The sequence below is a fragment of the Pseudothermotoga sp. genome (genome assembly GCF_031962025.1).
Classification (GTDB): Bacteria; Thermotogota; Thermotogae; order Thermotogales; family DSM-5069; genus Pseudothermotoga_B.
On sequence record NZ_JAVRKW010000003.1, the window covers coordinates 46,214 to 69,384 of the forward strand.

The 23,171-nt window shown below is 41.9% G+C and carries 26 protein-coding genes and 2 tRNA genes; 17 read left to right on the plus strand and 11 right to left on the minus strand.

Annotation, left to right across the window (positions count from 1 at the left end; all coding sequences use genetic code 11):
- Positions 1-15: 15 nt before the first annotated feature.
- Genes AC4E92_RS03610 through AC4E92_RS03620 form a run of 3 tightly spaced genes read right to left on the minus strand, consistent with a single transcriptional unit; the run spans position 16 to position 1,798 of the window.
- Positions 16-723, minus strand: a complete 708-nt coding sequence (locus AC4E92_RS03610) for a glycerophosphodiester phosphodiesterase family protein (RefSeq protein WP_490239231.1) — start codon at positions 721-723, stop codon at positions 16-18.
- Complete coding sequence (locus AC4E92_RS03615; protein ID WP_490239232.1) at positions 717-1,193, minus strand: DUF3242 domain-containing protein; 477 nt, start codon at positions 1,191-1,193, stop codon at positions 717-719. The genes AC4E92_RS03610 and AC4E92_RS03615 overlap by 7 nt, the downstream gene beginning before the upstream one ends.
- Positions 1,190-1,798, minus strand: a complete 609-nt coding sequence (locus AC4E92_RS03620) for an MBL fold metallo-hydrolase (RefSeq protein WP_490239233.1) — start codon at positions 1,796-1,798, stop codon at positions 1,190-1,192. The genes AC4E92_RS03615 and AC4E92_RS03620 overlap by 4 nt, the downstream gene beginning before the upstream one ends.
- 33 nt (positions 1,799-1,831) lie before the next feature.
- Between AC4E92_RS03620 and AC4E92_RS03625 the strand changes: the two genes are divergently transcribed.
- The 3 genes from AC4E92_RS03625 to AC4E92_RS03635 are packed head-to-tail and all read left to right on the plus strand — an operon-like array spanning position 1,832 to position 4,207.
- Positions 1,832-2,704 (plus strand): phospholipase D-like domain-containing protein, encoded by an 873-nt coding sequence (locus tag AC4E92_RS03625; RefSeq protein ID WP_490239234.1) that lies wholly within the window; start codon positions 1,832-1,834, stop codon positions 2,702-2,704.
- Positions 2,701-3,504, plus strand: a complete 804-nt coding sequence (locus AC4E92_RS03630; RefSeq protein ID WP_490239235.1) for a Cof-type HAD-IIB family hydrolase — start codon at positions 2,701-2,703, stop codon at positions 3,502-3,504. The genes AC4E92_RS03625 and AC4E92_RS03630 overlap by 4 nt, the downstream gene beginning before the upstream one ends.
- 13 nt (positions 3,505-3,517) lie before the next feature.
- The gene (locus tag AC4E92_RS03635; RefSeq protein WP_490239236.1) at positions 3,518-4,207 is read left to right on the plus strand and encodes a hypothetical protein; all 690 of its coding nucleotides are present in this window, start codon (positions 3,518-3,520) and stop codon (positions 4,205-4,207) included.
- Here the strand turns inward: AC4E92_RS03635 and ispF are convergent.
- The 7 genes from ispF to hutH form a co-directional block, all read right to left on the minus strand.
- Positions 4,187-4,663: a 2-C-methyl-D-erythritol 2,4-cyclodiphosphate synthase gene (ispF, locus tag AC4E92_RS03640; protein WP_490239237.1), complete on the minus strand. Its 477-nt coding sequence runs from the start codon at positions 4,661-4,663 to the stop codon at positions 4,187-4,189. The genes AC4E92_RS03635 and ispF overlap by 21 nt on opposite strands.
- The gene (gene dnaB / locus AC4E92_RS03645) at positions 4,663-6,009 is read right to left on the minus strand and encodes a replicative DNA helicase (protein ID WP_490239362.1); all 1,347 of its coding nucleotides are present in this window, start codon (positions 6,007-6,009) and stop codon (positions 4,663-4,665) included. The genes ispF and dnaB overlap by 1 nt, the downstream gene beginning before the upstream one ends.
- A gap of 68 nt (positions 6,010-6,077) precedes the next feature.
- Positions 6,078-6,153, minus strand: a tRNA-Ala gene (locus tag AC4E92_RS03650).
- Positions 6,154-6,188: 35 nt separating this feature from the next.
- The gene (locus AC4E92_RS03655; RefSeq protein ID WP_490239238.1) at positions 6,189-6,746 is read right to left on the minus strand and encodes a TetR/AcrR family transcriptional regulator; all 558 of its coding nucleotides are present in this window, start codon (positions 6,744-6,746) and stop codon (positions 6,189-6,191) included.
- A gap of 42 nt (positions 6,747-6,788) precedes the next feature.
- Positions 6,789-8,237 carry a radical SAM protein gene (locus AC4E92_RS03660; protein WP_490239239.1) on the minus strand — a complete coding sequence of 483 codons (1,449 nt, stop codon included), beginning with the start codon at positions 8,235-8,237 and terminating at the stop codon, positions 6,789-6,791.
- Between the two features lie 75 nt (positions 8,238-8,312).
- Positions 8,313-9,548: a TM0106 family RecB-like putative nuclease gene (locus AC4E92_RS03665; RefSeq protein ID WP_490239240.1), complete on the minus strand. Its 1,236-nt coding sequence runs from the start codon at positions 9,546-9,548 to the stop codon at positions 8,313-8,315.
- Positions 9,541-11,055: a histidine ammonia-lyase gene (gene hutH / locus AC4E92_RS03670; RefSeq protein WP_490239241.1), complete on the minus strand. Its 1,515-nt coding sequence runs from the start codon at positions 11,053-11,055 to the stop codon at positions 9,541-9,543. The genes AC4E92_RS03665 and hutH overlap by 8 nt, the downstream gene beginning before the upstream one ends.
- A gap of 82 nt (positions 11,056-11,137) precedes the next feature.
- Here hutH and AC4E92_RS03675 point away from each other — a divergent pair, with 82 nt between their 5' ends.
- The 10 genes from AC4E92_RS03675 to AC4E92_RS03720 are packed head-to-tail and all read left to right on the plus strand — an operon-like array spanning position 11,138 to position 19,165.
- The gene (locus tag AC4E92_RS03675) at positions 11,138-11,392 is read left to right on the plus strand and encodes a hypothetical protein (RefSeq protein WP_490239242.1); all 255 of its coding nucleotides are present in this window, start codon (positions 11,138-11,140) and stop codon (positions 11,390-11,392) included.
- Positions 11,370-11,639, plus strand: coding sequence for a hypothetical protein (locus tag AC4E92_RS03680; protein ID WP_490239243.1), 270 nt, complete (start codon positions 11,370-11,372; stop codon positions 11,637-11,639). The genes AC4E92_RS03675 and AC4E92_RS03680 overlap by 23 nt, the downstream gene beginning before the upstream one ends.
- A complete protein-coding gene (locus AC4E92_RS03685) occupies positions 11,636-12,403 on the plus strand; it encodes a glutamate racemase (RefSeq protein ID WP_490239244.1) in 768 nt (255 codons plus the stop codon). Before AC4E92_RS03680 ends, AC4E92_RS03685 begins: the two co-directional genes overlap by 4 nt.
- Positions 12,400-13,236, plus strand: a complete 837-nt coding sequence (rapZ, locus tag AC4E92_RS03690) for an RNase adapter RapZ (protein WP_490239245.1) — start codon at positions 12,400-12,402, stop codon at positions 13,234-13,236. Before AC4E92_RS03685 ends, rapZ begins: the two co-directional genes overlap by 4 nt.
- Positions 13,233-14,186, plus strand: a complete 954-nt coding sequence (locus AC4E92_RS03695) for a gluconeogenesis factor YvcK family protein (RefSeq protein ID WP_490239246.1) — start codon at positions 13,233-13,235, stop codon at positions 14,184-14,186. Before rapZ ends, AC4E92_RS03695 begins: the two co-directional genes overlap by 4 nt.
- Positions 14,183-15,109 carry a DNA-binding protein WhiA gene (whiA, locus tag AC4E92_RS03700; RefSeq protein WP_490239247.1) on the plus strand — a complete coding sequence of 309 codons (927 nt, stop codon included), beginning with the start codon at positions 14,183-14,185 and terminating at the stop codon, positions 15,107-15,109. The genes AC4E92_RS03695 and whiA overlap by 4 nt, the downstream gene beginning before the upstream one ends.
- A complete protein-coding gene (nrdR, locus tag AC4E92_RS03705) occupies positions 15,106-15,573 on the plus strand; it encodes a transcriptional regulator NrdR (protein ID WP_490239248.1) in 468 nt (155 codons plus the stop codon). Before whiA ends, nrdR begins: the two co-directional genes overlap by 4 nt.
- Entirely contained in the window at positions 15,570-16,061 is a 492-nt protein-coding gene (gene greA, locus AC4E92_RS03710; protein WP_490239249.1) for a transcription elongation factor GreA, read from the plus strand. Before nrdR ends, greA begins: the two co-directional genes overlap by 4 nt.
- A 9-nt stretch (positions 16,062-16,070) precedes the next feature.
- Positions 16,071-17,567 carry a lysine--tRNA ligase gene (gene lysS / locus AC4E92_RS03715; RefSeq protein ID WP_490239250.1) on the plus strand — a complete coding sequence of 499 codons (1,497 nt, stop codon included), beginning with the start codon at positions 16,071-16,073 and terminating at the stop codon, positions 17,565-17,567.
- Complete coding sequence (locus AC4E92_RS03720) at positions 17,564-19,165, plus strand: peptidyl-prolyl cis-trans isomerase (RefSeq protein WP_490239251.1); 1,602 nt, start codon at positions 17,564-17,566, stop codon at positions 19,163-19,165. The genes lysS and AC4E92_RS03720 overlap by 4 nt, the downstream gene beginning before the upstream one ends.
- Positions 19,166-19,208: 43 nt before the next feature.
- Here the strand turns inward: AC4E92_RS03720 and AC4E92_RS03725 are convergent.
- Positions 19,209-19,284: transfer RNA gene (locus AC4E92_RS03725), tRNA-Gln, on the minus strand.
- A gap of 61 nt (positions 19,285-19,345) precedes the next feature.
- Between AC4E92_RS03725 and AC4E92_RS03730 the strand changes: the two genes are divergently transcribed.
- From AC4E92_RS03730 to AC4E92_RS03745, 4 genes are read left to right on the plus strand one after another with little or no spacing between them, the layout of a single operon-like run.
- Positions 19,346-21,019: a nucleoside kinase gene (locus AC4E92_RS03730; protein WP_490239252.1), complete on the plus strand. Its 1,674-nt coding sequence runs from the start codon at positions 19,346-19,348 to the stop codon at positions 21,017-21,019.
- On the plus strand, positions 21,016-21,939 hold the full coding sequence (locus tag AC4E92_RS03735) for a DUF4941 domain-containing protein (RefSeq protein ID WP_490239253.1): 924 nt from the start codon (positions 21,016-21,018) through the stop codon (positions 21,937-21,939). The genes AC4E92_RS03730 and AC4E92_RS03735 overlap by 4 nt, the downstream gene beginning before the upstream one ends.
- Positions 21,940-22,398: a GerMN domain-containing protein gene (locus AC4E92_RS03740; protein WP_490239254.1), complete on the plus strand. Its 459-nt coding sequence runs from the start codon at positions 21,940-21,942 to the stop codon at positions 22,396-22,398. It begins immediately after the preceding gene.
- Complete coding sequence (locus AC4E92_RS03745; RefSeq protein ID WP_490239255.1) at positions 22,395-23,168, plus strand: tRNA (adenine-N1)-methyltransferase; 774 nt, start codon at positions 22,395-22,397, stop codon at positions 23,166-23,168. Before AC4E92_RS03740 ends, AC4E92_RS03745 begins: the two co-directional genes overlap by 4 nt.
- Positions 23,169-23,171: the final 3 nt, after the last annotated feature.

Below are 23,171 nucleotides of genomic sequence, written 5' to 3' on the forward strand. Positions count from 1 at the left end.
CGCCCCCAGCCGATATTACCTGCTTGTCTTTGCGTACTTCACAAATCTGTCAACGTCGTTGGTGATAACACCATCTATTTTGTCTTTGATTCTTTCGTACTTTTGCAGATCATCCAGCGTCCAGATGAATATCTTCGCACCGTGTTTTTTCACCAGATCGCAAATGAGATTGAAATAATCTGGATAATCAGCCAGCTGGTGTGGTAAGTGCATTGAGTATGGTCTGTGTTCAAGTAGCTTTTTAATCAGTTCAACTGGATTATTTTTCAGCTCTTCACCGACTAAAAAACCGAATTTCATGTGTGGATATTTTTTTATCAAATCTGCTATCAGATCGTGATGAAAAGATGAAATAACAGTTTTTTCTGCCATAGAATATTTTTCAATCAGATCTATCGCATCCTCAGCCACTTCATGTTCTTTGAACTCGGCGTTCAAAAGTTTTCCTTTTGGAATGATTGAAAGCACCTGTTCAAAAGTCGGAATCCTTTCACCATCTTTTTCGTACTTTTCAAGTTCACTCAGGGTCAAATCACAGATCTTTGTTTTGACACCGAACAGCCTTTGAAGATCTTCGTCATGGATCACTACGATTTTTCTGTCTGCGGTCATTCTCAGATCAAGTTCAATACCGTCTGCACCGTATTCAAAGCCTTTTTTAAAGGCTTTCAATGTGTTTTCGGGGAATTTCGCCGAATAACCTCTGTGCGCAAAGATCACCATCTTTTCAAACCTCCTATTCTTGCAAAATTATCCATCACGTAATTTGCAAAAACCTCTGCATTGGAAGAAGACTCCACGACGAATAACCAGACATCCTTCCACCAGGCGACGATATACTTGCCGTCTTTTTTCGTGCTGTACAGACCGCTGGTTGGAAAGTCCAGATACGTCCTTGAACTCCAGGCACCAAACTCCTTAACGATTTTCTTCCATGCATCTTTTGCAGATCCATCGTAGAACTTAAAACCGTAGAGTAAGTAATTTGTTTTGTCTTTCAAATAACCTGCCACAACACCCTTTTGGTTTACAGCTCCATAACCGTCTATTTGTTCTAAGAAAACCATCGTATAACCATCCTGAACAGACCTAACAGCCGATGTGAGAGAATACGCACTTGGCGGTACATAAACTGGTCTGAGCATACAGCCGGTTAAGAGAAAGATGAGCAGAACTGTTATTAGCTTTTTCATGCTAAAACCTCCCGAAGAAAGACATTTTTCTCAAGGACATCTGCAACAGTACCACACTGCATGTGTCCTGGTAACACCATAGAATCCGGGTCAGCCTGTTTGAAAAGAACTGACAGCTTTTTCAGGCTTTCCACCATGGAACTTTCACTGGACTCAGGAAAATCAGTCCTTCCTATGCTGTCAATGAAAATTGTATCACCGGTGAAGAATACCTTCTCTGTCACAAGAACGACAGAGCCAGCCGTATGGCCCGGCGTTTCGATTATACGAAAATGCCAGTCTCCTATGTCCAGTTTATCAGAGAATGTTTCGCACTCACCCTGATAACAGTAGCTGTTTCCAAAAAGGTGAGATTTATTCATCACTGGGTCACAAAGCCCAACCAAATCTGGTTTTGATATGTACACCTTTAAAGGCTTTAGTTTCTTCAGACCGCAGATGTGATCAAAGTGCATATGTGTAAGAAGTACTATACATTCCTGATCGATGATCTTCTCAATACCATAACCCGGATCTATCACTATGGGTGGGTCGTTTTGCAGAACATAGGTATTTGTGCCAATTGGGCCTGTCAGAATGTGTGTTACACGGTTTATCACGATCATCACTCCTGTATAATCATCTTGATGAAGTACGCAGTGCTTCTGTTTTTAATGATATCATGCTCGATCTTAGCCCAAAAAGTCGTATTTACTCCGCTCAACTCTTCTGCTCTCATTGCGGATATCATCGATGGTGCACAATTAACTGTCTCGGTTTGCAGCTTTTCCATAGACGAACCAAAGATAGTCCTTGCCCTTGAAAATGCCGTTAAAAGAGGTGTGAAGGTAAGGATAATCTGTGAGACACCGTTCACAGACAGTTATATACCTGTGAGAATAGATGCTGAGAGCTCTTTGTTTCACATGAAGCTGATAGTGGTTGATGAAAAAACATTGATCATTGGCTCGGCGAATTTCACCACTCACAGCCTGTTTAACTCATTCAACGACATCCTTGTTGTTGAAGATTCAGCCATTGGAGCCATTTTCGAGAGATTTTTCGATGATCTGTGGGAAGGTTACGAAAGAAATATCGAAGTGATGATTGGAAAAATTCTCATGAAAAACTTTCAAATAGAACAAACCGTGCTTGAACAATTGGGTAAAACGAATAAAACGCTGGATGTGGCTATGTACGCACTGACTCACCCCCAGGTATGGGCTGCCATCAAGATACTTTCAAGTAGAGGTGTGCGTGTGAGAATCTTACTGGACGAGTGGTTTTTCAAGAACTCAAATCTGTCGAAGTTGCCATTCAGCGGTGTTGAACTGAAGGTGGTACGCGGCTTTACATTGCACAGCAAGTTGTTTATAATCGATGGGCGAACGGTTTTGACCGGTTCTGCGAACGCAACAAAGAGTGGATACACCAGTAACTCAGAGATGTTGATAGTAGTGCGCGATAGACAGTTGTGCAAAGAGTACGTGCAGTATTTTGAACGCATCTGGATGGAGGGAGAAAAACCTTGAAGATATTCGTTTTTGACCTGGACGGGACGATTTTACAGGACAGCCACGATATTCATCCAAAGAATCTTGAAGCAATTGAAAAATTGATGGAAATTGGGAAAGAAATCGTTTTTGCAAGCGGTCGGATGCTGCCGTCGATTGTGAAATTGCTCAAAAGATATTTTTCAGAGCAGTTTCCACTGATAGCTTACAACGGTTCAGTTGCGTGGCTGCCAGAGTCTGGCAGGATACTGGATGTAAAAATAGATCCTCTGACAGCCAAAAAGGTCGTAACGGTCCTCAGAGAAATGAAGATTCACAGACAGGCTTATGTTGATGACAAACTGGTTGTTGAAGAAGAAAACGATCATGCAAAAGCGTACAGCGAACACTCACAGATTGAACTCACCGTCGTTCCAGATCTGGCAGAGTTTGTCAGCCAAAAAGGTGCAACGAAATTGCTCGCGATAGATGAGCCACAAAGGCTCGATTCTGTGATAAATCATCTAAGACAAATCTTCCCTGAACTTGCGATCTTCAAATCCTTTGCCAATTATCTTGATTTTGTCCCTGCACAGGTTGACAAAGGCAGAGCACTCAAACTGATAGCAGAGCACAAAAAGTGGGACCTGAAGGATGCCGTTGCCTTTGGAGACAACGACAACGATATTCCACTTTTGAAAGCTGCCGGCTTGAAAGTTGCCGTTAGAAATGGTACCGATGCATTGAAGGAGGTCGCAGATGTTGTTGTTGAAGAAAATACAAAAGGTGGTCCTGGTATTTTTATTCTTGACATGCTCCAGCGTGGCATTATCAGTTGAGATTTTCTTTGAATTGAAAAATGCGACGGAAGATTCTGTTCTGGTAGTACCGCTTCAAAAATTGGTAAAGGACGTCAGCTTACTCTCGCTTGGATGTAATCAAAACCTTGAAATGGCACGGGAAGCTGGTTTTGCAGCCGGTATGGTTGCACGCTCTTATGGCTTTGAATACGTCGTATTTGGAACGCTCGATACACTTGACGAGTCCGATCAGGAACCACTCAACAGGATCTCTCGTTCCGCATTCATAACAGCTCAGATTCTTACTTACATCGGTGAGGGTTTGTTCAACAGCGGTGTTGTACCGATCTTGAATGGTTTGAACAGGGTTGATCCTGATGTTGTGAGATCTTTGATAAATAGAAAAGTCATACTCCCTGTTTTTGTGGAAGACGAATCAAAGATGGAAAAACTCAAGCAACTTGGGTACGAAGCGGTGTGCATCTTCATGGACGGCACAGTAAAAGGAAGACTGCCAAAAAACAAACTGGATCTAAAGGTGGATCTGTCGGGAGTTGAGAATATTCGCAGGCGGGTACTCGAAGGTGCTGTGGTGCTGCTGAACAGATCTGAAAAGGTCGTTAATGTAAATGAGCCATTTGCCAGAACAGGAGTTTTGATTTTTTCAGATGAAGATTGGCTGGTCAAAATTGCAAAAGAAGTTCTTGAATCAAATAGATCTTCAACTGGCAGAATTCCTTGAGATCAAACACACGGCGATGGCTGAGACACCTTCTTTTGATTCAAAACCGAGCTGATTGGAGCTCTTGAATTTGATTGAAATACATTCGGCTGGTATTTGCATGGCTTTTGATAGATTGCTGATCATCTGTGCTCTGTAATCTGAAAGCTTTGTAACACCACAGATTATCGTCGCATCTATGTTGACGATCTCCCAATTTTTTTCTTTCAACAAATCGACGGTTTTCACAAGCATCTGTAAGCTCGAAGCATTTTTCCATTCATCTGTTTGGGGAAAATGTGTACCTATATCCTGCAAAGAAGATGCTCCAAGCAAAGAATCGATTATCGCATGACACAGTACATCCGCATCTGAATGTCCATCAAGACCCAGTGGGAAGTCTATTTCAACTCCACCCAAGATGAACTTTCTATTTTCTTTCAAAGGATGTCTGTCGGTACCCAGTCCGACTCTCATCATTCTCTTGTCACCTGCTCTATTTCGTAAAAAGAAGCGGTTTTTGGTTCGAACATGAGTACTACCGTGCCAATAGGTCCATTCCTCTGCTTGCCTATGATTATCTCGGCTTCGTGTGGTTCGTGAATGCGATCGCTTTTTTTGTAGTATTCATCTCTGTATATGAAAAGAACAGTATCTGCATCCTGTTCAATTGCACCTGACTCTCTCAGATCACTCAGACGTGGTCTTTTGTCCTCTCGAGCTTCGACGGCACGGGAAAGCTGAGAAAGCGCCACAACGACTATGTTCAGCTCTCTGGACAAAAGTTTTAGAGATCTTGAGATTTCTGAGATTTCTTGCTGCCTGCTCTCAGACCCGCCACCTCTTAAGTGCATCAACTGCAGATAATCAATGAAAATGGCGTCTATGTTGTATTCTCTTTTCATTCTCCGAGCCTTTGCGCGCAGTGTCCTGGGATCGAGTGAAGGTTCGTCGTCGACGATCAAATTGGCTTTGTAAAGTACTGATGCTCCCACAGTCAATCTATCCCATTCTTCGTTGGTGAGAAAACCCGTTCGAAGTTTGTGCAAATCCACCCTTGATTCCGTGCAGAGCAGTCTTTGAGCGAGCTGTTCTTTTGACATCTCCAAGCTGAAAATACCAATGGAGAGATTGAATTTGACTGCCATATTTCGTGCTATTGTCAGAGCAAAGGCAGTTTTACCGACTGAAGGACGAGCCGCAACGATAACAAGGTCAGATTTGTGGAAACCTGTTGTCTGTCTGTCTAAGGATTTCAATCCAGTTGGCAAGCCACTGACAACGGCTCCAGGTTCCAGAACATTCGCATTTCTTGTTCTGAGGTCTTCGAGATTCTCAAAGACCTGGTGCATGATCGCACCGATATGTTCATAGGTCTTGGTGGTTCTGGATTCTGCTATGTCAAAGACAACTCTCTCAGCTTCATCGAGTATTTCATCGACTTCTTTTTCACCGTAAGCAGATTCAACGATGTTTCTGCCTGCTTCTATGAGACTGCGCAGGATAGATTTATCTCTAACTATTTTTGCATAATGCATCACATGAGCTGACGTTGGAACAGCTTCTGCCAGTTTTGCAACGTCCAGATCACTGCCTACGAATTTCATCTGCCCATTTTTTTTCAACTCTTCGCACACAGATAGTATGTCAATCGGGTCTCCTCTTTCATAGAGCCTCTCCATTACAGAGAAAATGGCTTGATGCTTTTTGGAATAAAAGTCACCATTTCTGAGTATTTCCATGACATCGTTGACAACGCTGGGATCTATCAGAATACTTCCCAGTACAGCTTCTTCTGCTTCAAGGTTATTCGGCGGGATCATCTGAGCCACAGTCGATCACTCCTAACAGAAAATTTAACACAAAAAACGGAGCCAGAGAAGCTCCGTTTTGGTGGAGCCGATGGGATTCGAACCCACGGCTTCTACCTTGCGAAGGTAGCGCTCTCCCAGCTGAGCTACGGCCCCAACACAGAAAATTATAATCTTTCAGGTCGAAACTTTCAACTTTCTTTCATCAAGCCCCGCAGAATCAGATCCTGTATTGCTTCGGTTGCAGAAGAGCCGCTCATGGCTTGGGCTATCAATTTTGCGGCTACTTTTGGATCTACATCGGGATGTACGATTTGGTTTTGTTTACCTTCTTCGATCAGTCTTGCCACCTTATCGACAAAGACATCGTAACGTTCTTTCAACCTTGACCAGGTTGTTTCCGGATCATCGGTATTGTTGTTGAGAACAGCAGGTCTTTCTCTTTCTATGACTTTTGATAGAACCTTTCTGCTTGTGACAAAATCTATGTAAGCCTTCAAGAATCGCTTGATTTTTTTCACGTAGTAGTTCTCGTTTTCTATCTCTTTGAAAATGTGTTTTTCGAGCTCTTCGAGTGCGTTGTTCCAGATCTCTTCAAAGAGAATTTCCTTGCTTGGGAAATAATAGTATATGAGTGCTTTGCGCACACCAGCACGCTGTGCGATTTCTTCAACACTCACTCCATCAAAACCTTTTTCAGAAAAAGCGATTCTTGCAGCTTCAAGAATCTTTTCACGTGTATCTGACATTTTTTCACTCCTTGCCAATGCAAGGAAGTGAGGAGAGCCTCCTCACTTCAATTTCTTATCAACGGCAAGAGCTTCTTCTTTATTTGCATAACGTTTCATGCGCACCTCGTAGTTGTATATACCCCTGTTTACGGGATATCTGTCGACATACCCATGTTCGTACCAGAGTTTATCGGCATAGGTTTTCCATTCTTCAGCCAGTTTGTCGAGTTCCTGAGCCAGATCTTCCACGACTCTTTCTGAACCTTCATGCTGTGGTATTGCGTTGAAGTGCTTGACCATCGCCCTGTAAACCTTTGGATTGTCGATGATCGGGCATGGTCTGAATAGGTTGTTTGAATACGGTACCATTCTTTTGTAAGATTCGAAGAATGGTGATTTGAGTATCTCCAGAAGGGATTTTTCTCTGATGCTGTCAACTGCAAATTGCTGGAAAACACATGGTTCAACATAGCCTTTGGCATTGACGTGGAAGTATTTCGCACCGGCGGCAAGACAGCCATGGGTTAAAAAGCCGTGGTTCCAGAAATCTGCCACAAATGCGAATTTTCCACCAAGTCTTACTTCATCTGTCTTGAAGAATCTTTCGTATCTCTGCTGGGCTGTTGGAACAAGATCCATCGATGCGTTGATTCCCACAGGCATGTATTGAAAGACCCATGCGTAAACAACCTGTTGTTCCTCGAGGAATTTCCAGAATTCATCTTTCATCAGTGTGTCGTGGTTCATTCTGGTTGCGGTGATCGAAGCACCGAAAGGCACACCGTATTTTCTGAGCCTTTCCCAGGTTTCCATGATGCTCTTAAAGACGCCCCTACCGCGCCTCCAGTCTGTGTCAAGTTCAAAGCCTTCTACAGAAATTGCAGGCGTTGCATTTCCAAGTTTTGAAAGTTTCTGTGCAACTTCATCGGTAATGAGTGTTCCGTTTGTGTAGATCAAGAAGTAATTATCATCGAATTCTTCGAGAATATCCATTAAATGTGGCCAGTAGAATGGTTCTCCTCCGGTGATAACCCAGAAATAGATTCCCAGTTCATTGGCTTCTCTTATTACTTTCTCAACCTCTTCTTTTGTGAGTTCGTATTTTCTTCCATACATGCCGGCATAACAACCAACGCAGTTTAGATTGCAGGCATAGGTTGGACTTATCACACCGAGCTTTGGCAGGACGACTTTGTGTTCATGCATCTTCTGCTGTCTCAATGGTTCACCAATTGCAAATTCATTGATTATGAGGTTGTTTACAATCTTCTCCACGCATTTTGGACTTGATCTTCTAAACACATTGACCCAGCTTGTTATCATCGGGTGTTTTTCTTTTGCCATGATAGCCAGCTTTTTCAAAGCGCTTTTTGAGGGTTCTTTTGTGAATGCACTCAGGGTAGAAAAAAGTCTGTACAATCCTTCTTCATCGGTGTGATGGAGAACTGTCGAGACGAGCTTTCCCGTCTGCCTATAAATAACACCTTTGATTCCTCCCACTACAGGCATAATCATACCTCCTTTACTGACTGGTCGGTCAAATTATGGAGGATATAGATGACTTTAAAATTAAGATTAGGTAACTTAATTATTTCGCAGTGAGTTCAATCTCTTCCAGATGATCTTCGTGGCACGTGTGTCGTCTTCGTTGTAGTCCAAAACCAGTTTCAGATAAGATTCGTCGTGTGTATTCAGCCATAACTGAAAGTATCTGCTTGCTCTCATGCCATCGAGGTTTGTTCTCCAGTGAAAATCATACAGACGTGCCACGCTCTTAAGAGAGTAGCTAAAAAGCGGAAGCGCGACATGTTTGGATAAAATCTGGTAGATATCTGTGAATCTGTTTTTGATCTTTAAAAATGAAGATTTTAACCCGTGCCACTTCTCTGAAAGACTGGAAAACCTTGAAGGTTCATAGGCGCAGTAATGATAAATTGGTCCATCGGTTTGTTCAAGAAAGTCAAGGACATCTGCAAAGATCCTGTACTCCTGCTCTTCGTTTTCACACAAAAATGGTATGTACTTATCATCCACGAGCACACCAAACAGATAGTCAAAATCTCTGCTGGTGTGTGATTCAATATCAAGAAAAACACCGCTTGCGAGTTCCTGATACTCGCACAGAATTATTTCTCTTTTTTCGATGAGCGCAGTCGCTTTCTTTTTCAATTTTTCAAAACTTTCCTCAGGTATGTCCTTTGGTCTTTGATTTTGAACGATGGCTGATAGATTATCTATACCATTTTCGATCAACTTTATTCTGGTTTTTTCACTCAACCCATGGATTGCCGATAGATCCTGTTTTTGCACCAGAACATCTGTACAATTTAGAACGTGCGGACAGGTTTTACACTGTGAAACGGGTTTAGGGTCCGGCAGGTCCTGTGTTTTCAATTCTGCAAGGTTTTCAATCAGTGCGAACAGGCGTGTCAAGCCATCTCTCCAGTCGATCTGTTTTGTGAAATATGGCGAATCTATGATCAACTGGGAAATGATATATCCTGCACTTGAAAAGACATAACCATGAAAAGCGGCTTCTATGAGATATTTGTTTTTGAAAGTTTTGGCGCTTTTTTTGAGTATTATTTTCCATTTATCACCATCCGGAACAACTGCGTATGGATCAGAAACAAGGTTCAACCCGAACAGCTCTGTACTCAAAACAGGTTTTTCAACTGAAAACCCCAGTTTCATCATATCTCTTGTTTCCTGTTCTGAAAAAGTACTCTGCCTGTTTTTGTTTTCCTCTCTTTCAAGGCAGTATCTTCTTGGACAAATCAGGAACTGTTCTATGTCGTCAAACCAGATCTCTCTATTCACAATCATTCCACCATTCTTGTGCTACCGATTTGATTTTGCTTTCAACAAACGAGCGGATTCTCAAAAATTGATCGTTGAAAAAGGTATCGTCAGGTGCGTCTTCTAAAAGTGGTCTAACCTGATCGGCGAGTGCTTCATTTTGCACGGAACATTTCATTGGTCTGCGGAACTCAAGAGCCTTTACAGCACACATCAACTCAATGGAAACAAGTGAGATGATATTCTCCAGTATTTTTAAAACCTTCAGGCAGGCATTCATTCCCATACTCACATGATCTTCCTGATAAGCACTCGTTGGGATGGAATCAACCGATGCAGGGTGTGCCAGGATTTTATTCTCGTTGCACAGAGCAGCTGCTGTGTACTGCCAGATCATGTAGCCAGAGTTGATGCCGCTCTTCTGTGCCAGAAAAGGTGGTAAACCTTCGTTCACCTTTGGGTTTAAAAGTCTGTCGATTCTCCTTTCAATGATATTTCCAAGGTCGGTCAGTGCTATTGAAAGAAAATCCGCTGCGAGTGCTAAAGGCTCTCCGTGAAAATTACCCTGGGATATGATCTGTCCGTTGAAGACTAATGGGTTGTCTGTTGCAGAATTGATTTCTGTTTGCGTAACACTCTTGACGTAATTTATCGTATCTAAGACAGCGCCATAAACCTGTGGTATACACCTGATTGAATAAGCATCCTGCACGCGAGAACAATTTCTATGGGATTCTCTTATCTGGCTGCCCTCGAGAAAGTTTTTCATCAATTTCGCAATTATCTTTTGCCCTTCATGTGGTCTTGCAAGCCATACTATATCTTCGTATGCATCAGACGAGGAAAAAAGCACATCTGCCGATAGAGAAGCAACCTGAGTTGCAAGATAGATCAGATTCAAAGAATCGTTAAGTGCCACGCACAGATTCGCAGCCATTGCCTGCGTGCCATTCACAAGGCTCAGACCCTCTTTTTCCGTCAAAAACAACGGTTGTACGTGTTTTTCTTCTAAAACCCGGCTTGATGGAATCTTCATACCATCTTCCAGTACGTAACCTTCACCGATGATCACCAAAGCCATGTGAGCAAGCGGGGCAAGATCGCCGCTGGCACCAACAGATCCCTTTGATGGAACAAAAGGAGTAATTCTTTTGTTGAGAAGTTCGCAGATTTTTTCGACCACAACCGGTCTAACCCCTGAAAAGCCAAGAGCCAAGGAATTTGCTCTTATCAGCATCATCGCTCGGACTATCTCTTCACTGAGTGGTTCGCCAACACCGCAGGCATGAGACAATAGAATATTTCGCTGGAGTTTCATCAGATCTTCTTTTGAAATTCTCGTTGTTGCAAGGGCACCAAATCCGGTGTTTACACCATAAACGGTCTTCCCGTTTTCAAGAATCTGTTCAACAGTCTGTCTGCTTTTTTGCATCTTTTCGACTGCCGCTGGTGAAAGAGAAACCTGTTCGAAGTATCTGGCAACTTTGATGACATCCTGTATAGTTAAAAATTCTCCGATGTTTTTCATTCAATCACTCCTTTACCACTTATAGTATATCGAAAAAAACCTGTTCAACTGTGATATACTTTATTTCCAAGGGGTGAAAACGTTGGATAAACTCAATGAACTTGAGGTTCTGGTGGATAAGGTTTTGCAGGATTATAAAAGATTGAAAGAGGAAAACGAACAGCTCTGGAGCCAGATGAACGAAGCCTTGAGCAAGATTGAAAGACTTGACAAAGAAAAAAGAGAACTCGAAACGCTTGTGGAGAGCTACCGCAATTCTTTGAGTTCGCTGGTTGAAAGGCTTCAAAAAATAATAGGAGCTACGGAGAATGTATATGAGGAAAAGTATCACAATTAGACTCGGTGAAAAAACGTATGATCTGACAACTGATGCGAATGAGGAAGAACTCATAAACGTCCTGAACCGCATTCAGACCCAGTACTCCCAGATTAAAAACAGTGCACAGGATGCCGAAATAGATGAAATTCTCATTGTTATGCTCGCAAATGCCGTGTTAGATCAGGTGAGATGTGAAAAAACCATCTCGCAACTGATAGCAAAACTCAATCAATTTGCACCGAGAAAAGAGGGAAAAACAAATTGAAAATAGGGCTTTTTGACTCGGGCATAGGTGGCTTGACCGTTTTAGCTCAGCTTGCAAAATACATGCCTGGTGGTGAATATTTTTATGTTGCCGATACTTTTAATGCCCCATTTGGAACTAAGACGCAGGAGCAGATTTTAAAAATATCTCTCAGAATCATGGACTTTTTACAAAAATCTGGTGTTGAATGCATAGTAACTGCGTGCAATACGGCTGATGCATCGATCAGATCTGCAGAGGCGGATTTGAAAATACCGTATTTCGGTATACTCGATTTTGAGATCCCTGAAAAACTCCAAAAAGTAGCCGTGATTGCCACAAAATTCACAGCCGAGAGTGGAATCTATTCAAAGATTTTAAAAAGCAAAGGTGTGAAAGAGGTGCTTGAGATACCATGTCAAGGTCTTGTTAAAATAGTTGAAGAAGATCTGATAGATTCACCGTTAGCGGATCAGGAGATTGAAAAATGCATGGGTATACTCAGAAACAGTGATATTTCCACTTTGATATTTGGTTGCACTCATTTCCCTTTTTTGGCAGATAGAATAAAAATTCACTTCCCGAAGCTGATTTTATTTGATCCGGCACAAACCGTTGCTGAAAAAATTTCACAAAAGTTTGTAAAACGGACCGATCAAGGGAAGGTGAGTTTTTTTGTCACAGGTGATCCTGTGAATTTTTCCATTAAAATACAGAAAAAACAGCATTTTTTTGGTTTACCTTTCACGATTCAACAGATCGATCTGGGGGACTTGAAAAGATGAAGAGAGTTCTGGTTGTTTCCGGACTGTCGGGTGCAGGTAAAAGCACAGCCATAAAAGTCCTGGAAGACATGGGATTTTTTTGCATAGACAATTTGCCTCCTGCTCTTCTCAACGACTTCATGGCTCTTTTATCCAGTTCTTCTGTTGAAAAGGTCGCACTGGTTATAGATGTAAGGAGCGTTCAGCTCGGCGATACCGTCCAGGCGGTTAACAGGTTGATTGAAAACTATGACGGTCTTGTCACTGTGATATTTCTTGAGGCTTCCGTTGAAGAATTGCTCAGAAGATTTGCCGCAACACGTAGACGGCATCCTCTTGAAGGGGCTTTGAACCTTGAACAGGCGATCATGAAAGAAAAAGAGATGCTCAGAGAAATAAGGGAAATTTCCATCGTCATAGATACCACAGACTTGGACATACATTCATTGCGCGAGAAAATAGGTTCTTTGTTGAGAGAAGAAGAACAATTCATTATCAGGATAAGGAGCTTTGGATTCAAGTATGGAATACCGCTCGACACAGATTTTGTGATAGACACGCGCTTTTTACCAAATCCTTTTTATGAAAAAGAGCTGGCACCGCTTGATGGTAGACATGATAAGGTAAAGGAGTTTTTCAGTAGATACGACATCGTTCAGCAGTTCATAGAGTGCGCTGCAAAGATGGTAACCTTGGCTGCCCATGGGTACATGAAAGAAGGAAGGGCAACGATGACAGTCTCTGTGGGTTGTACCGGCGGAAGACATAGATCGGTTTACATAGTGGAAAGACTTTTTGAGTTACTTCAGGAAAATTTCACAGTTTATGTGGAGCACAGGGATGTGAACAAATGAAGGTTGTTGCCATTGGTGGAGGGACAGGTCTTTCCGTTCTCTTGAGAGGCTTGAAGAATTACGATATAGATCTCACTGCGGTTGTCGCGGTGACAGATGAAGGGGGAAGTTCGGGCAAGATCAGGCAGGAACTGGAGGTTCCTCCTCCCGGTGATGTTCGAAACAACATCATAGCACTTGCACAGGACGAGAGTTTGATGAGTCGTATTTTTTCTTATAGATTTCAGAGCAACGGTACTCTCTCAAATCACAGTGTTGGGAATATCATTTTAGCGGCGCTGACGAGAATGACTGGCAGTTTCAACATGGCTGTCAAATTGGCTTCTAAAATCCTTGCCATTAAAGGTAAAGTACTGCCTGTATGTGAGCAATTGATCAGGCTTGTTGCTACTTATGATGATGGTACGACGATAGTCGGAGAGACTCAGATCATTCAAAAGCGTGCAAGGATAATCTCTGTAAAACTCGACAGACCGGCAAAGGCTCTCGATGAAGTCGTCGAAGTTTTAGAAACATCTGACCTGATTATTTTCGGTCCTGGCAGTCTTTATACGAGCTTGATAACAAACCTTCTTGTTGAGGGTGTCCCACAGGCTATAAATCACAACAAAAATGCGATCAAAATTTACATTGCAAATATAATGACTCAACCGGGCGAAACACTCGATATGAGTTTACAGGACCATGTTCGTGAACTGGAAAGGTACCTGAATGGCTCAGTGGACTTTGTCATTGCAAACAACTCGGATTTTCCAGAGCATTTGATCGATTCTTATTCGCTTGAAGGTGCCGAGCCGGTAATTCCAAAAGGTGCGATTGATAAAAGATACATTTTAAGACCTTTGCTCAAGACAGTTTATGAGCCAGGTGATCTTCGACCCAAGGCAAGACACGATTCGGAGTTACTTGCCAAAGCCGTTTTTGAGGTTTGTGGGAGAAAATTCGCATGAGAAAGATGAGTTTTTCTGAGAAAGTGAGATACGAACTGTGCTCTTTGAAGATTTCTGATGCCATTGAAGCTGAAGCTGAAATAATGGGTTTTGTAAAAGCAAAAGGAGTTTTGAGATTATCGAATGAAGGTACGGCTGTCTCGATAACTCTGCCAAATATACAGATTGCAAGGAGATTTTTAAAACTCGTAGATCTTTTTCCAATCCGTGAACACAGAACGGTAGTTGTGCAGACTCAGCGATTGTGGAAACAAAAGGGAGTACAATTTGATCTACCTACCACATTTTTGAAAAACTTCCAGGAATTTTTCGATGAACACATTCCCGCAAAAATATCAGACGATCCTGCTCTTTTTGGAATTTTCCTTAGGGGTCTTTACTTGGCATCGGGCTCAGTGGTCGATCCAGCTATTTCATACCATCTGGAAATTACCGGTGGTTCGAGAGAATTTTTGGAGCAGATTCGTGCTTTTCTCAAAAACAGATTTGGTATAGAATCAAAAGTCTGGCAATCACGTCAGAATTACAAACTTTCTATCAGAAGAGCGAATGATCTGATTGAAACTCTGAACCTGATTGGAGCAGTTGAGTCTGCCACAGCAGTTGAACAGATAGTACAAAAACGCTCTGTTGCATCTGATGTTAACAGAAGTATGAACTTTCTGTCTGCAAATGCTGATAGAATAGGAATTAGTACGGCAAGACAGATGAGGGCTATCGAGATAATTGACAAAAGCATCGGAATAGATTCACTGGAAGATGATCTGAAAAAACTGGCAAGGTTGAGAATAGAAAACGAAGATCTGAGTCTGAGAGAACTGGGTGAGATGATGGAACCAAAGATGAGCAAGTCAATGGTTTATTCAAGGATGAAAAAAATCATACAACTTGCGCATAAAATTGAAAGAGGGCAGGTTAAATGAAGTGCCCTTTTTGTGGTTTTCCAGACAGCAGGGTTCTGGATTCAAGACCCACGCTCGACGGGACAGCTATAAGAAGACGTAGAGAGTGCCCCGAGTGCGGTGCAAGGTTCACGACATATGAAAGGTACGAATTGCTACCTTTGATAGTAGTGAAAAAAGATGGGCGCAGGGAAACTTTTGATCGTTCAAAACTTCTAAATGGTGTCTTAAAAGCGTGCGAGAAAAGACCGATTTCCTACGATACCCTTGAGAAACTGGTTGAGGAGGTTGAGCTGACCTTACAGAGGCAGGGAACTACTGAGATACCTTCAAAGTTTATAGGTGAACTGGTTATGTCAAAGCTCAGGCAGATAGATCAGGTTGCCTATGTTAGATTTGCATCTGTCTACAAAGATTTTCGTGAAATAGACCAATTTCTTGAGATCGTAAAAGAATTGAAAAAAGATCAGGAGGTGGAAAGATGAACAAAAAGAACGTAATTCAACTGACAAAGGAAGGGTATGAGGAGCTCAGGCAGGAGCTCGATTCGCTCAAGCAAAAACTCATGTATGAGATTTCACAGAGGATAAAGGAAGCACGTGAGCTGGGAGATCTTGCTGAGAACACAGAATACGATGAAGCCAAGAATGAACAGGGAAGAATAGGAAGCAGGATAGCTGAACTGGAACAGATCCTGAACAACTCCGAGATCATTGAAAATACAGATTCAAGTCAGATCTCTGTGGGTTCGTGGGTACTGATAAAGAATCTGAACACCGGTGAGGAACGTTCGGTGAGACTTGTGAATCCACAGGAAGCAGATGTTTTTTCAAACAAAATAAGTGTTGATTCACCTGTGGGAAGAGCACTTCTGGGAAGAAGAGTCGGTGAAGTTGTCAAATTGAAAGCTCCTTCTGGTTCTGTGAGATATGAGATCGTTGGTATAAGCACAAGATCTATTGAACAAGAATGAGGTGATCGTGTGATAGAGGAAATCAAAAAACAGCGTGCGAAAGAAGTAGAGGAACTCAGGGCACTCGGCATAAATCCATACCCGTATAGATTTGAAAAGAAACACAGTACGAAGATGATTCATCAAGCCTACGATTTTCTCCAGCCCGGACAGGTATTGGAAAATGAAAGAATTCAAACTGCTGGTCGCATCATGACAATAAGGCTGCACGGTAAATCGTGCTTTTTCACATTACGTGATTTTGACGGAAGGATTCAGGCTTACATCAGACAAGAGGAAGTCTCAGAACGCAGTTATGAATTGTTCAAAAAATACATCGCACCAGGCGATTTTGTCGGAATAGTTGGTTTTCCATTCAAAAGCAAAACGGGAGAGTTGACCATATACGTCAAGGAATACCAACTTTTGAGCAAAGCAAGAAGACCCCTACCGGAAAAGTGGCATGGTCTTAAAGACAAAGAAGTGGCATACCGACAGCGGTACGTCGACATGATAGCCAACGATTCGACCCTGGAGAGGTTCAAGATTCGCTATAAAGCCATTTCTTTTATAAGAGAATTCCTGACAAAAAGAGGTTTTGTTGAAGTCGAAACTCCTATACTCAATTTCATACCCGGTGGTGGTGCGGCAAAACCATTTGTCACCAGGCTCGAGGCATTAGACTGTGAAATGTATTTGAGGATAGCGCCTGAACTTCATCTTAAAAGATACATAGTTGGAGGGTTTGAAAAAGTATTTGAGCTCGGCAAGAATTTCAGAAATGAAGGTATTTCGTACAAGCACAGTCCCGAATTCACATCCATAGAGGTGTATCAGGCTTATGCAGATTACCACGATATGATGGAGCTGACTGAAACCCTGATCTCTGAACTTGTATTTCATCTGTATGGTTCTTACAAGTTGAATTACCAGGGTACGGAACTCGATTTTACTCCTCCATGGAAAAGGCTTAGAATGAGAGAATTCATAAAAGAAAAACTCGGTGTCGATATACTCGAAGACAGTGAAGAAACACTCGAAAAGGTTCTCAAAAGCCACGGTGTTGAACTGGACACAAATACCAGAGCCAGAATGATTGAAAAACTCTGGGATCTGCTTGAAGATCAGGTTATTCAGCCAACCTTTTTGATGGACCATCCAGTTGAAATCTCTCCATTGGCGAAAAGACATAGGGAAGACCCCAGACTGACCGAGAGGTTTGAACCTATCATCTTTGGGATGGAGCTCGGGAATGCTTTCAGTGAATTGAACGATCCGGATGATCAATTTGAGAGATTCAAATCTCAACTAAAGCTCAGAGAAGCAGGAGATGAAGAAGCACACAGAATGGATCTGGATTTCATAAGGGCTTTAGAGTATGGGCTTCCACCCACAGGTGGTCTGGGCATTGGTATAGACAGGTTGATCATGCTTTTAACAGATTCTGGGTCGATCAGGGATGTCATAGCCTTCCCGCTTGTCACTCAGAGCGATGACGATGAATTTGAAGGGAGTGCAGCACAATGAGAGAATGGTTCAAGAAATGGCAAAAGGTCATAGTCTGGATCATAGCGGCTTCTTTTATTGCAGGAATTGCCTGGTGGTCAGTTGCCAGTTATGTTTCTGCAAGAACATCAAGCGGCGGTTCGTCAATTGACCAGGCTGTTGGTTATATCAAGATCAATGGTTCGGCGGTTTCAGATTCAGCAACATGGGTTTTGCCGGCAGAACTCGATACCGAGTACAGTAACTTGCTCAACAGATACGGTATTAACACCCTTGATCCGCTGTTCTACGAACCACAGCAAAAAGCCAGTTTAATTGAGCAGTTACTCAGAGAAAAGGTGATAATTCACTATGCTAAACAGAATAAACTCATTGCAAGTAAGAAAGAAATAGAGGCAAAACTGGATGAGTACAGAAAGCAAATAGAAAAAGATCAATCTTTATCGCAATATTTCAAGCAGCAGTATGGGAGTGTAGATCTCTACCTGAGTAAAGTTTTAAAACCATCGATTGAGAAATCTTTGACTCAGCAGAAGGTAACAGACAAAGTAGCGGCAGTGAGTATGGATGAGATGAAAAAGTACTTTGAGGAAAATCTCGACCAGATAAAGAAAAAGTACGATCAGGCAGATGTGAAAATGCTTTCTTTTTCCGATGAAAATCAGGCTAAAGCCTTCATGGGAAAATTGTTAGAGCTGGATTTTGATTCTGCTGCAAGTAAAATGAACCTGAGTGTAATGGATTATCCTGGTCTGAGCAGGGGTATCTTCGACGAAAAGTACGAAAATGACATATTCTCAGGTGCAACAGGAACGGTTGTCGGACCCATTCCCCTGGGTAGTTCTTGGTATGTCTTGGAGGTCAAGGATGCCACGGTGATCAAAGACTTCAATTCTTTCACACTTTCAAATGCATACGAGACGGAAAAAAGCGCATTGCAATCACAGAAAATGCAAGAGTGGTACAACGACTATGTGAAAAACAACAACATAGAACTGGTTTTTGCAAATGAGATTTATGATATCTGGAGAAAGATCAGTCAGACTTCAACATCTACTGACCTTGAGAAACTACACGATGATTTGAAAGGAAAGGTTTTTTCTCAGGATGGCACGATCTTACCAGATGCACCGGATACACTCAAGAGTGCATACGTAGTTTTGATTGAAAAAATCCAGGATGCTCTGGATTCAGATGCCACTGAAACCAAGCAGAAATGGCAGCAGCTTCAAAATGAAAAGATATTGCTCGTGAAAAACCTTTATGAACAGTATCCAAGTTCATTAGAGGTTGTCAGAAGGATGTACGATATAGATCGACAAAATCTTGATGTGAAGTACAATTATTTCTCTTTACTTTACTCAGAGATAAAACCTTATCTGTATCCTGAGTATCTTCAGTATCTGCTTCAGAGCATTATAGAAGTTGAATCGGGATTTTCAGCTATAGCACTTGACACAAAGGCATCGACAGAGATGCGTGCCAGTGCGTACTACAATCTGTACGATCTGAGTAAAGCCCTGGAAGACGCAACCAGCGCAAGATTCTATTTACAGGAACTGAAAAAGATAGATCCAAATTACATTGATTTTGAAGCGGCATTGAATGAATTAAAGTGAAATTCTGTAAAAAAACAAAGGCGGGCGCAAGCCCGCTTTTATTTGGCTGGGGCGGGAGGATTCGAACCTCCGAATGTCGGATCCAAAGTCCGATGCCTTACCAGCTTGGCGACGCCCCACCGTGGTATAATTTTACCATTGTCAGAGAACAACGTCAATGGTTTGAAAGGAGTGATGTTCTTGGAAAAGTTGAAACTCAAAATCAGCGAGACTAATGAAGAACTAACCATTAACCGGGGTGAAAAATTGATCAGTTACGTTTCAAATTACAGTAAATACCACACTACACCGATTGTCGCGGCGAGAATCGATAATACAATAGTGGAACTTAACAAGCCGCTTGACAGAGGTGGAGTTGTTGATTTCATAGATCTTTCCACACTTGATGGCTTGAGAATTTACCAAAGAGGCGTGTTGTTTTTGCTGCACATGGTCTTAAAGGAATTGTACAAGGATTATCAACTGTGGGTACTGCACTCCATTGGCAATGCGCTTTATTGTGAACTGAGAAAAGATGGCGAGAGAAAGAACATCACAGACGAAGATATAATGAAAATCAAGCAGAGAATGTATCAACTGGTTGAGCAGGATATACAGTTTGAAAAACACGAATTTTACAAAAACGAGGCTTTTGAGATTTTTTCAAATCAGGGTGATGCAGATAGAATAAGACTATTTAAATTCAGAAAGAAAAAGACGATAAAGCTCTACAAATGCCTTGGATATTACGATTACTACTATGGTTACATGCCGCCAAGCACCGGTTATCTGAAGTATTTTGACCTTGAAAAACAGAACGACGGCTTTCTGTTGGTTTTGCCAGATCAATCTGATCCAAGAAATATCAGAAAACCAAATCCATTACCAAAACTGTCTTCGGTCTTTCTCGAGTATGCGCGATGGCTCGATGTGATAGGTATAAATACCGTGGCTGATTTGAACGAAATCATAGCGAGTGGAGAACGCGCGGTAATTGATCTGATGTTGCTCAGTGAAGCGTTGCATGAAAAGAAAATCGCTCAGATCGCCGAGCAGTTTGCCAATAGTGGCGCTCGTGTGATCCTCATAGCCGGACCATCTTCTTCTGGTAAGACCACTTTTGCAAAGCGCTTACTGATCCAGTTGAAGGTATTTGGTTTTAAACCGCTGACCATCTCTCTTGATGATTACTTCGTGGACAGAGAGAGAACACCAAAGGATGAGTCTGGCAATTATGATTTTGAATCAATCGAGGCTATAGATTTAGAGCTTTTCAACAGGCATTTGACTGAATTGCTCGAAGGCAGACAGGTGCAACTGCCCAAGTTTGACTTCAAAGCGGGTAAGAGAACCTGGCTGGATAAACCAATCCAGCTTGGTAAGAACCAGCCGATTGTCGTTGAAGGTATTCACGGCTTAAATGAAAGGTTGACTTCTTCAATTGATAGATCCTACAAATTCAAGATCTATGTGAGTGCCTTAACCCAGCTCAACCTCGATGCACACAACAGGATAACGACAACAGACACCAGGTTACTCAGAAGAATAGTGCGTGATTACAAATTCAGAGGTCATTCTGCACTCGACACGCTCAGAATGTGGCCAAGTGTTAGAAGAGGAGAAGAGAGGAATATCTTCCCATTTCAGGAAGAAGCAGATGTTATGTTCAACTCGGCAATTGTGTATGAACTTGCTGTACTGAAGATCTTTGCTGAGCAGCTTCTGGTTCAGATCTCTCCAGATGAGCCGGAATACACAGAAGCACTGAGGTTGACAAAACTTTTGGATTATTTCCTACCAATCACGAATGTCGAAGACATCCCCAGGAGTTCTATCCTCAGGGAGTTTGTTGGAAGGAGTGTTTTCAAATATTGAAAAAAACAGTATTTCTTCTTGTGATCTGTATTGTCCTGAGCGGTTTTTCATTTGATCTTTACATCGGTAGCAAGCTCATGTATTCATCGGCAGACCTTGAGAACACCATGAGCTGGTCCTCTTTTGTTTCTTTCATGGAAAACTATGCAAGAATGATGGGAATTGATAATCTTTCAAGTGGAGAAATCGGCGATTTTCAGTACCTTGTTTGGAACGGTCACACGATAGGTTTTGCCAAAGGCTCTGATGTGTTTGTAATAGACGGGATCACAGTCAAAAGCAGAACAGTTCCGTTAGTCAACATTTTTTCTGCCTTTCAACTGCCATTTATTCAACAGGAATCGAAAATCGTTCTGGCTGATATGATAATAAGCAAGATAACTCAAACAGGTGATATAATCGAAATAACATACAGCGGTTCAGATGAACTTGAATTTGCCAGAAAGCAGGATCGAATAGAGGTTATCAGTAACGGATTTGTCGCCATGAATAACCAGATTTATAAACCAGGCGAGCTGCTATGGACCATTTCAACAGATAAAAAGATCGATCAAAAGGTTTCAATGCCAGGGTTAATTCGCCTCATTCTTGCACAGGAAAACTTTGTCGCTGACGGAGTCGTTACGCTGAAATTTGAGCAAACCTTGCAGATTCCCGACAGTGGTGTTCTTCTTTTTTATGCAAAGGGAGATGATAGAATCATCATCAGACCCTACTCACCAGACTTTGAAGGTTCTGACTGGCCAGTTTATGCACAAAACAAAAAAATAGCCCAGCAAATAGCAGCGCGTTTCAATCTGAAACTTGAGATATGTCCTTTGTACAATTTACCTGTCACAAGAATAGCCATGGTTGTTTTGTTGTCAGATGAAGCCAGAGTATCAGAAATCGAAGATTATCTAAGGGAGTTGCTTTTTTGAATGAAAAAGTATTTGTCAATCCTGCTCATTTTGGTATCTACTATTGTATTTTGCAAAAGTTATACACTGTTTTATCTAAACGAAAATTTACTGCCTGTGAGTGTGAATATGAGCTATGATAAAGATGATGTGCTGAACTTTCTTTTTGATAAACTCTCAGAACCTGTATCGGGTACGATGAGCTTTGTTCCAAAAAATCTTCTGAGAGCGTATTTTTTCGTTGAAAAATCTCTGATCATTGACCTTAGATCCACGGTCTTGCTGGGTATTGATTTTCAGCAGGAACGATATCTGGTTCATCAGCTTTTGAGGACTATTTTTGAGAATTTCAAGGCAGTGGATTCTGTTTACTTCACAGTTGACGGTAAAAGGACAGATAAGCTGGTCGGCTACGTGGATATACGATATGGCTTTCCAAGGCAGATATGGTCCAGCTGGCCAATTGAGGGAGGATTATGAAGGAAAACCTTGTGAGACTCAATGACAGGGTAATGCTTGAGTTTGAAGACGGTTCGAATTTCATCGTACAGGTTCAACAAACAACTCTTTCCACCCACAAGGGAGTTGTCGATCTGGGCAGTCTTGCTGGAAAACCGTACGGTGGTATGTGTGAGTTGAAAAATGGCAACCGTTTTAGAATAATGAAACCCAGATTCGTCGATGAAGTTTATAAAATGAACAGACGAACACAGATCGTTTATCCAAAGGACATTGGTTATATACTGTTGATGCTGGATGTCAAAGAAGGAGATCTGGTAATAGACGCCGGGGTTGGTAGCGGTGCCATGTGCGCAGCACTTGCAAGATGCGTCGGACCTTCTGGAAAAGTTTTTGCTTACGAGAAAAGAGAGGATTTTAAAAACCTTGCACAGTCTAATTTATCAAAATGGGGTTTGATAGACAGAGTGGTTATCAAATTGAAAGACATAAAGGAAGGTTTTGATGAAGTGGTCGATGCCATTTTTCTTGATGTACCTGATCCATGGAACTATATTAATAATTGTTACAATGCACTGGTTGGATCGGGAAATCTGGCAGTTGTTTGTCCAACAACCAATCAGGTACAGATGGTTCTTGAAGAATTACAAAAAAACGGCTTTGTCGATGTAGAGGTATGGGAAAGCCTTTTTAGACAGTACAAACCCGTTCATGAAAGACTCAGACCATTTGACAGGATGGTAGCTCATACGGCTTTCATGATATTTGCGCGGAAGGTAAATGAACTTTGAGGA

Coding starts and splice junctions, on each gene's coding strand:
- AC4E92_RS03720 (WP_490239251.1), top strand. CDS start 17,564: ATGAGAGAATGGTTCAAGAAATGGCAAAAGGTCATAGTCTGGATCATA.
- AC4E92_RS03695 (WP_490239246.1), top strand. CDS start 13,233: ATGAAGGTTGTTGCCATTGGTGGAGGGACAGGTCTTTCCGTTCTCTTG.
- nrdR (WP_490239248.1), top strand. CDS start 15,106: ATGAAGTGCCCTTTTTGTGGTTTTCCAGACAGCAGGGTTCTGGATTCA.
- dnaB (WP_490239362.1), bottom strand. CDS start 6,009: ATGATCCCGCCGAATAACCTTGAAGCAGAAGAAGCTGTACTGGGAAGT.
- AC4E92_RS03660 (WP_490239239.1), bottom strand. CDS start 8,237: ATGCCTGTAGTGGGAGGAATCAAAGGTGTTATTTATAGGCAGACGGGA.
- greA (WP_490239249.1), top strand. CDS start 15,570: ATGAACAAAAAGAACGTAATTCAACTGACAAAGGAAGGGTATGAGGAG.
- rapZ (WP_490239245.1), top strand. CDS start 12,400: ATGAAGAGAGTTCTGGTTGTTTCCGGACTGTCGGGTGCAGGTAAAAGC.
- AC4E92_RS03620 (WP_490239233.1), bottom strand. CDS start 1,798: ATGATCGTGATAAACCGTGTAACACACATTCTGACAGGCCCAATTGGC.
- AC4E92_RS03610 (WP_490239231.1), bottom strand. CDS start 723: ATGGTGATCTTTGCGCACAGAGGTTATTCGGCGAAATTCCCCGAAAAC.
- whiA (WP_490239247.1), top strand. CDS start 14,183: ATGAGAAAGATGAGTTTTTCTGAGAAAGTGAGATACGAACTGTGCTCT.
- AC4E92_RS03655 (WP_490239238.1), bottom strand. CDS start 6,746: ATGTCAGATACACGTGAAAAGATTCTTGAAGCTGCAAGAATCGCTTTT.
- AC4E92_RS03680 (WP_490239243.1), top strand. CDS start 11,370: ATGAGGAAAAGTATCACAATTAGACTCGGTGAAAAAACGTATGATCTG.
- ispF (WP_490239237.1), bottom strand. CDS start 4,663: ATGAGAGTCGGACTGGGTACCGACAGACATCCTTTGAAAGAAAATAGA.
- AC4E92_RS03745 (WP_490239255.1), top strand. CDS start 22,395: ATGAAGGAAAACCTTGTGAGACTCAATGACAGGGTAATGCTTGAGTTT.
- hutH (WP_490239241.1), bottom strand. CDS start 11,055: ATGAAAAACATCGGAGAATTTTTAACTATACAGGATGTCATCAAAGTT.
- AC4E92_RS03740 (WP_490239254.1), top strand. CDS start 21,940: ATGAAAAAGTATTTGTCAATCCTGCTCATTTTGGTATCTACTATTGTA.
- AC4E92_RS03615 (WP_490239232.1), bottom strand. CDS start 1,193: ATGAAAAAGCTAATAACAGTTCTGCTCATCTTTCTCTTAACCGGCTGT.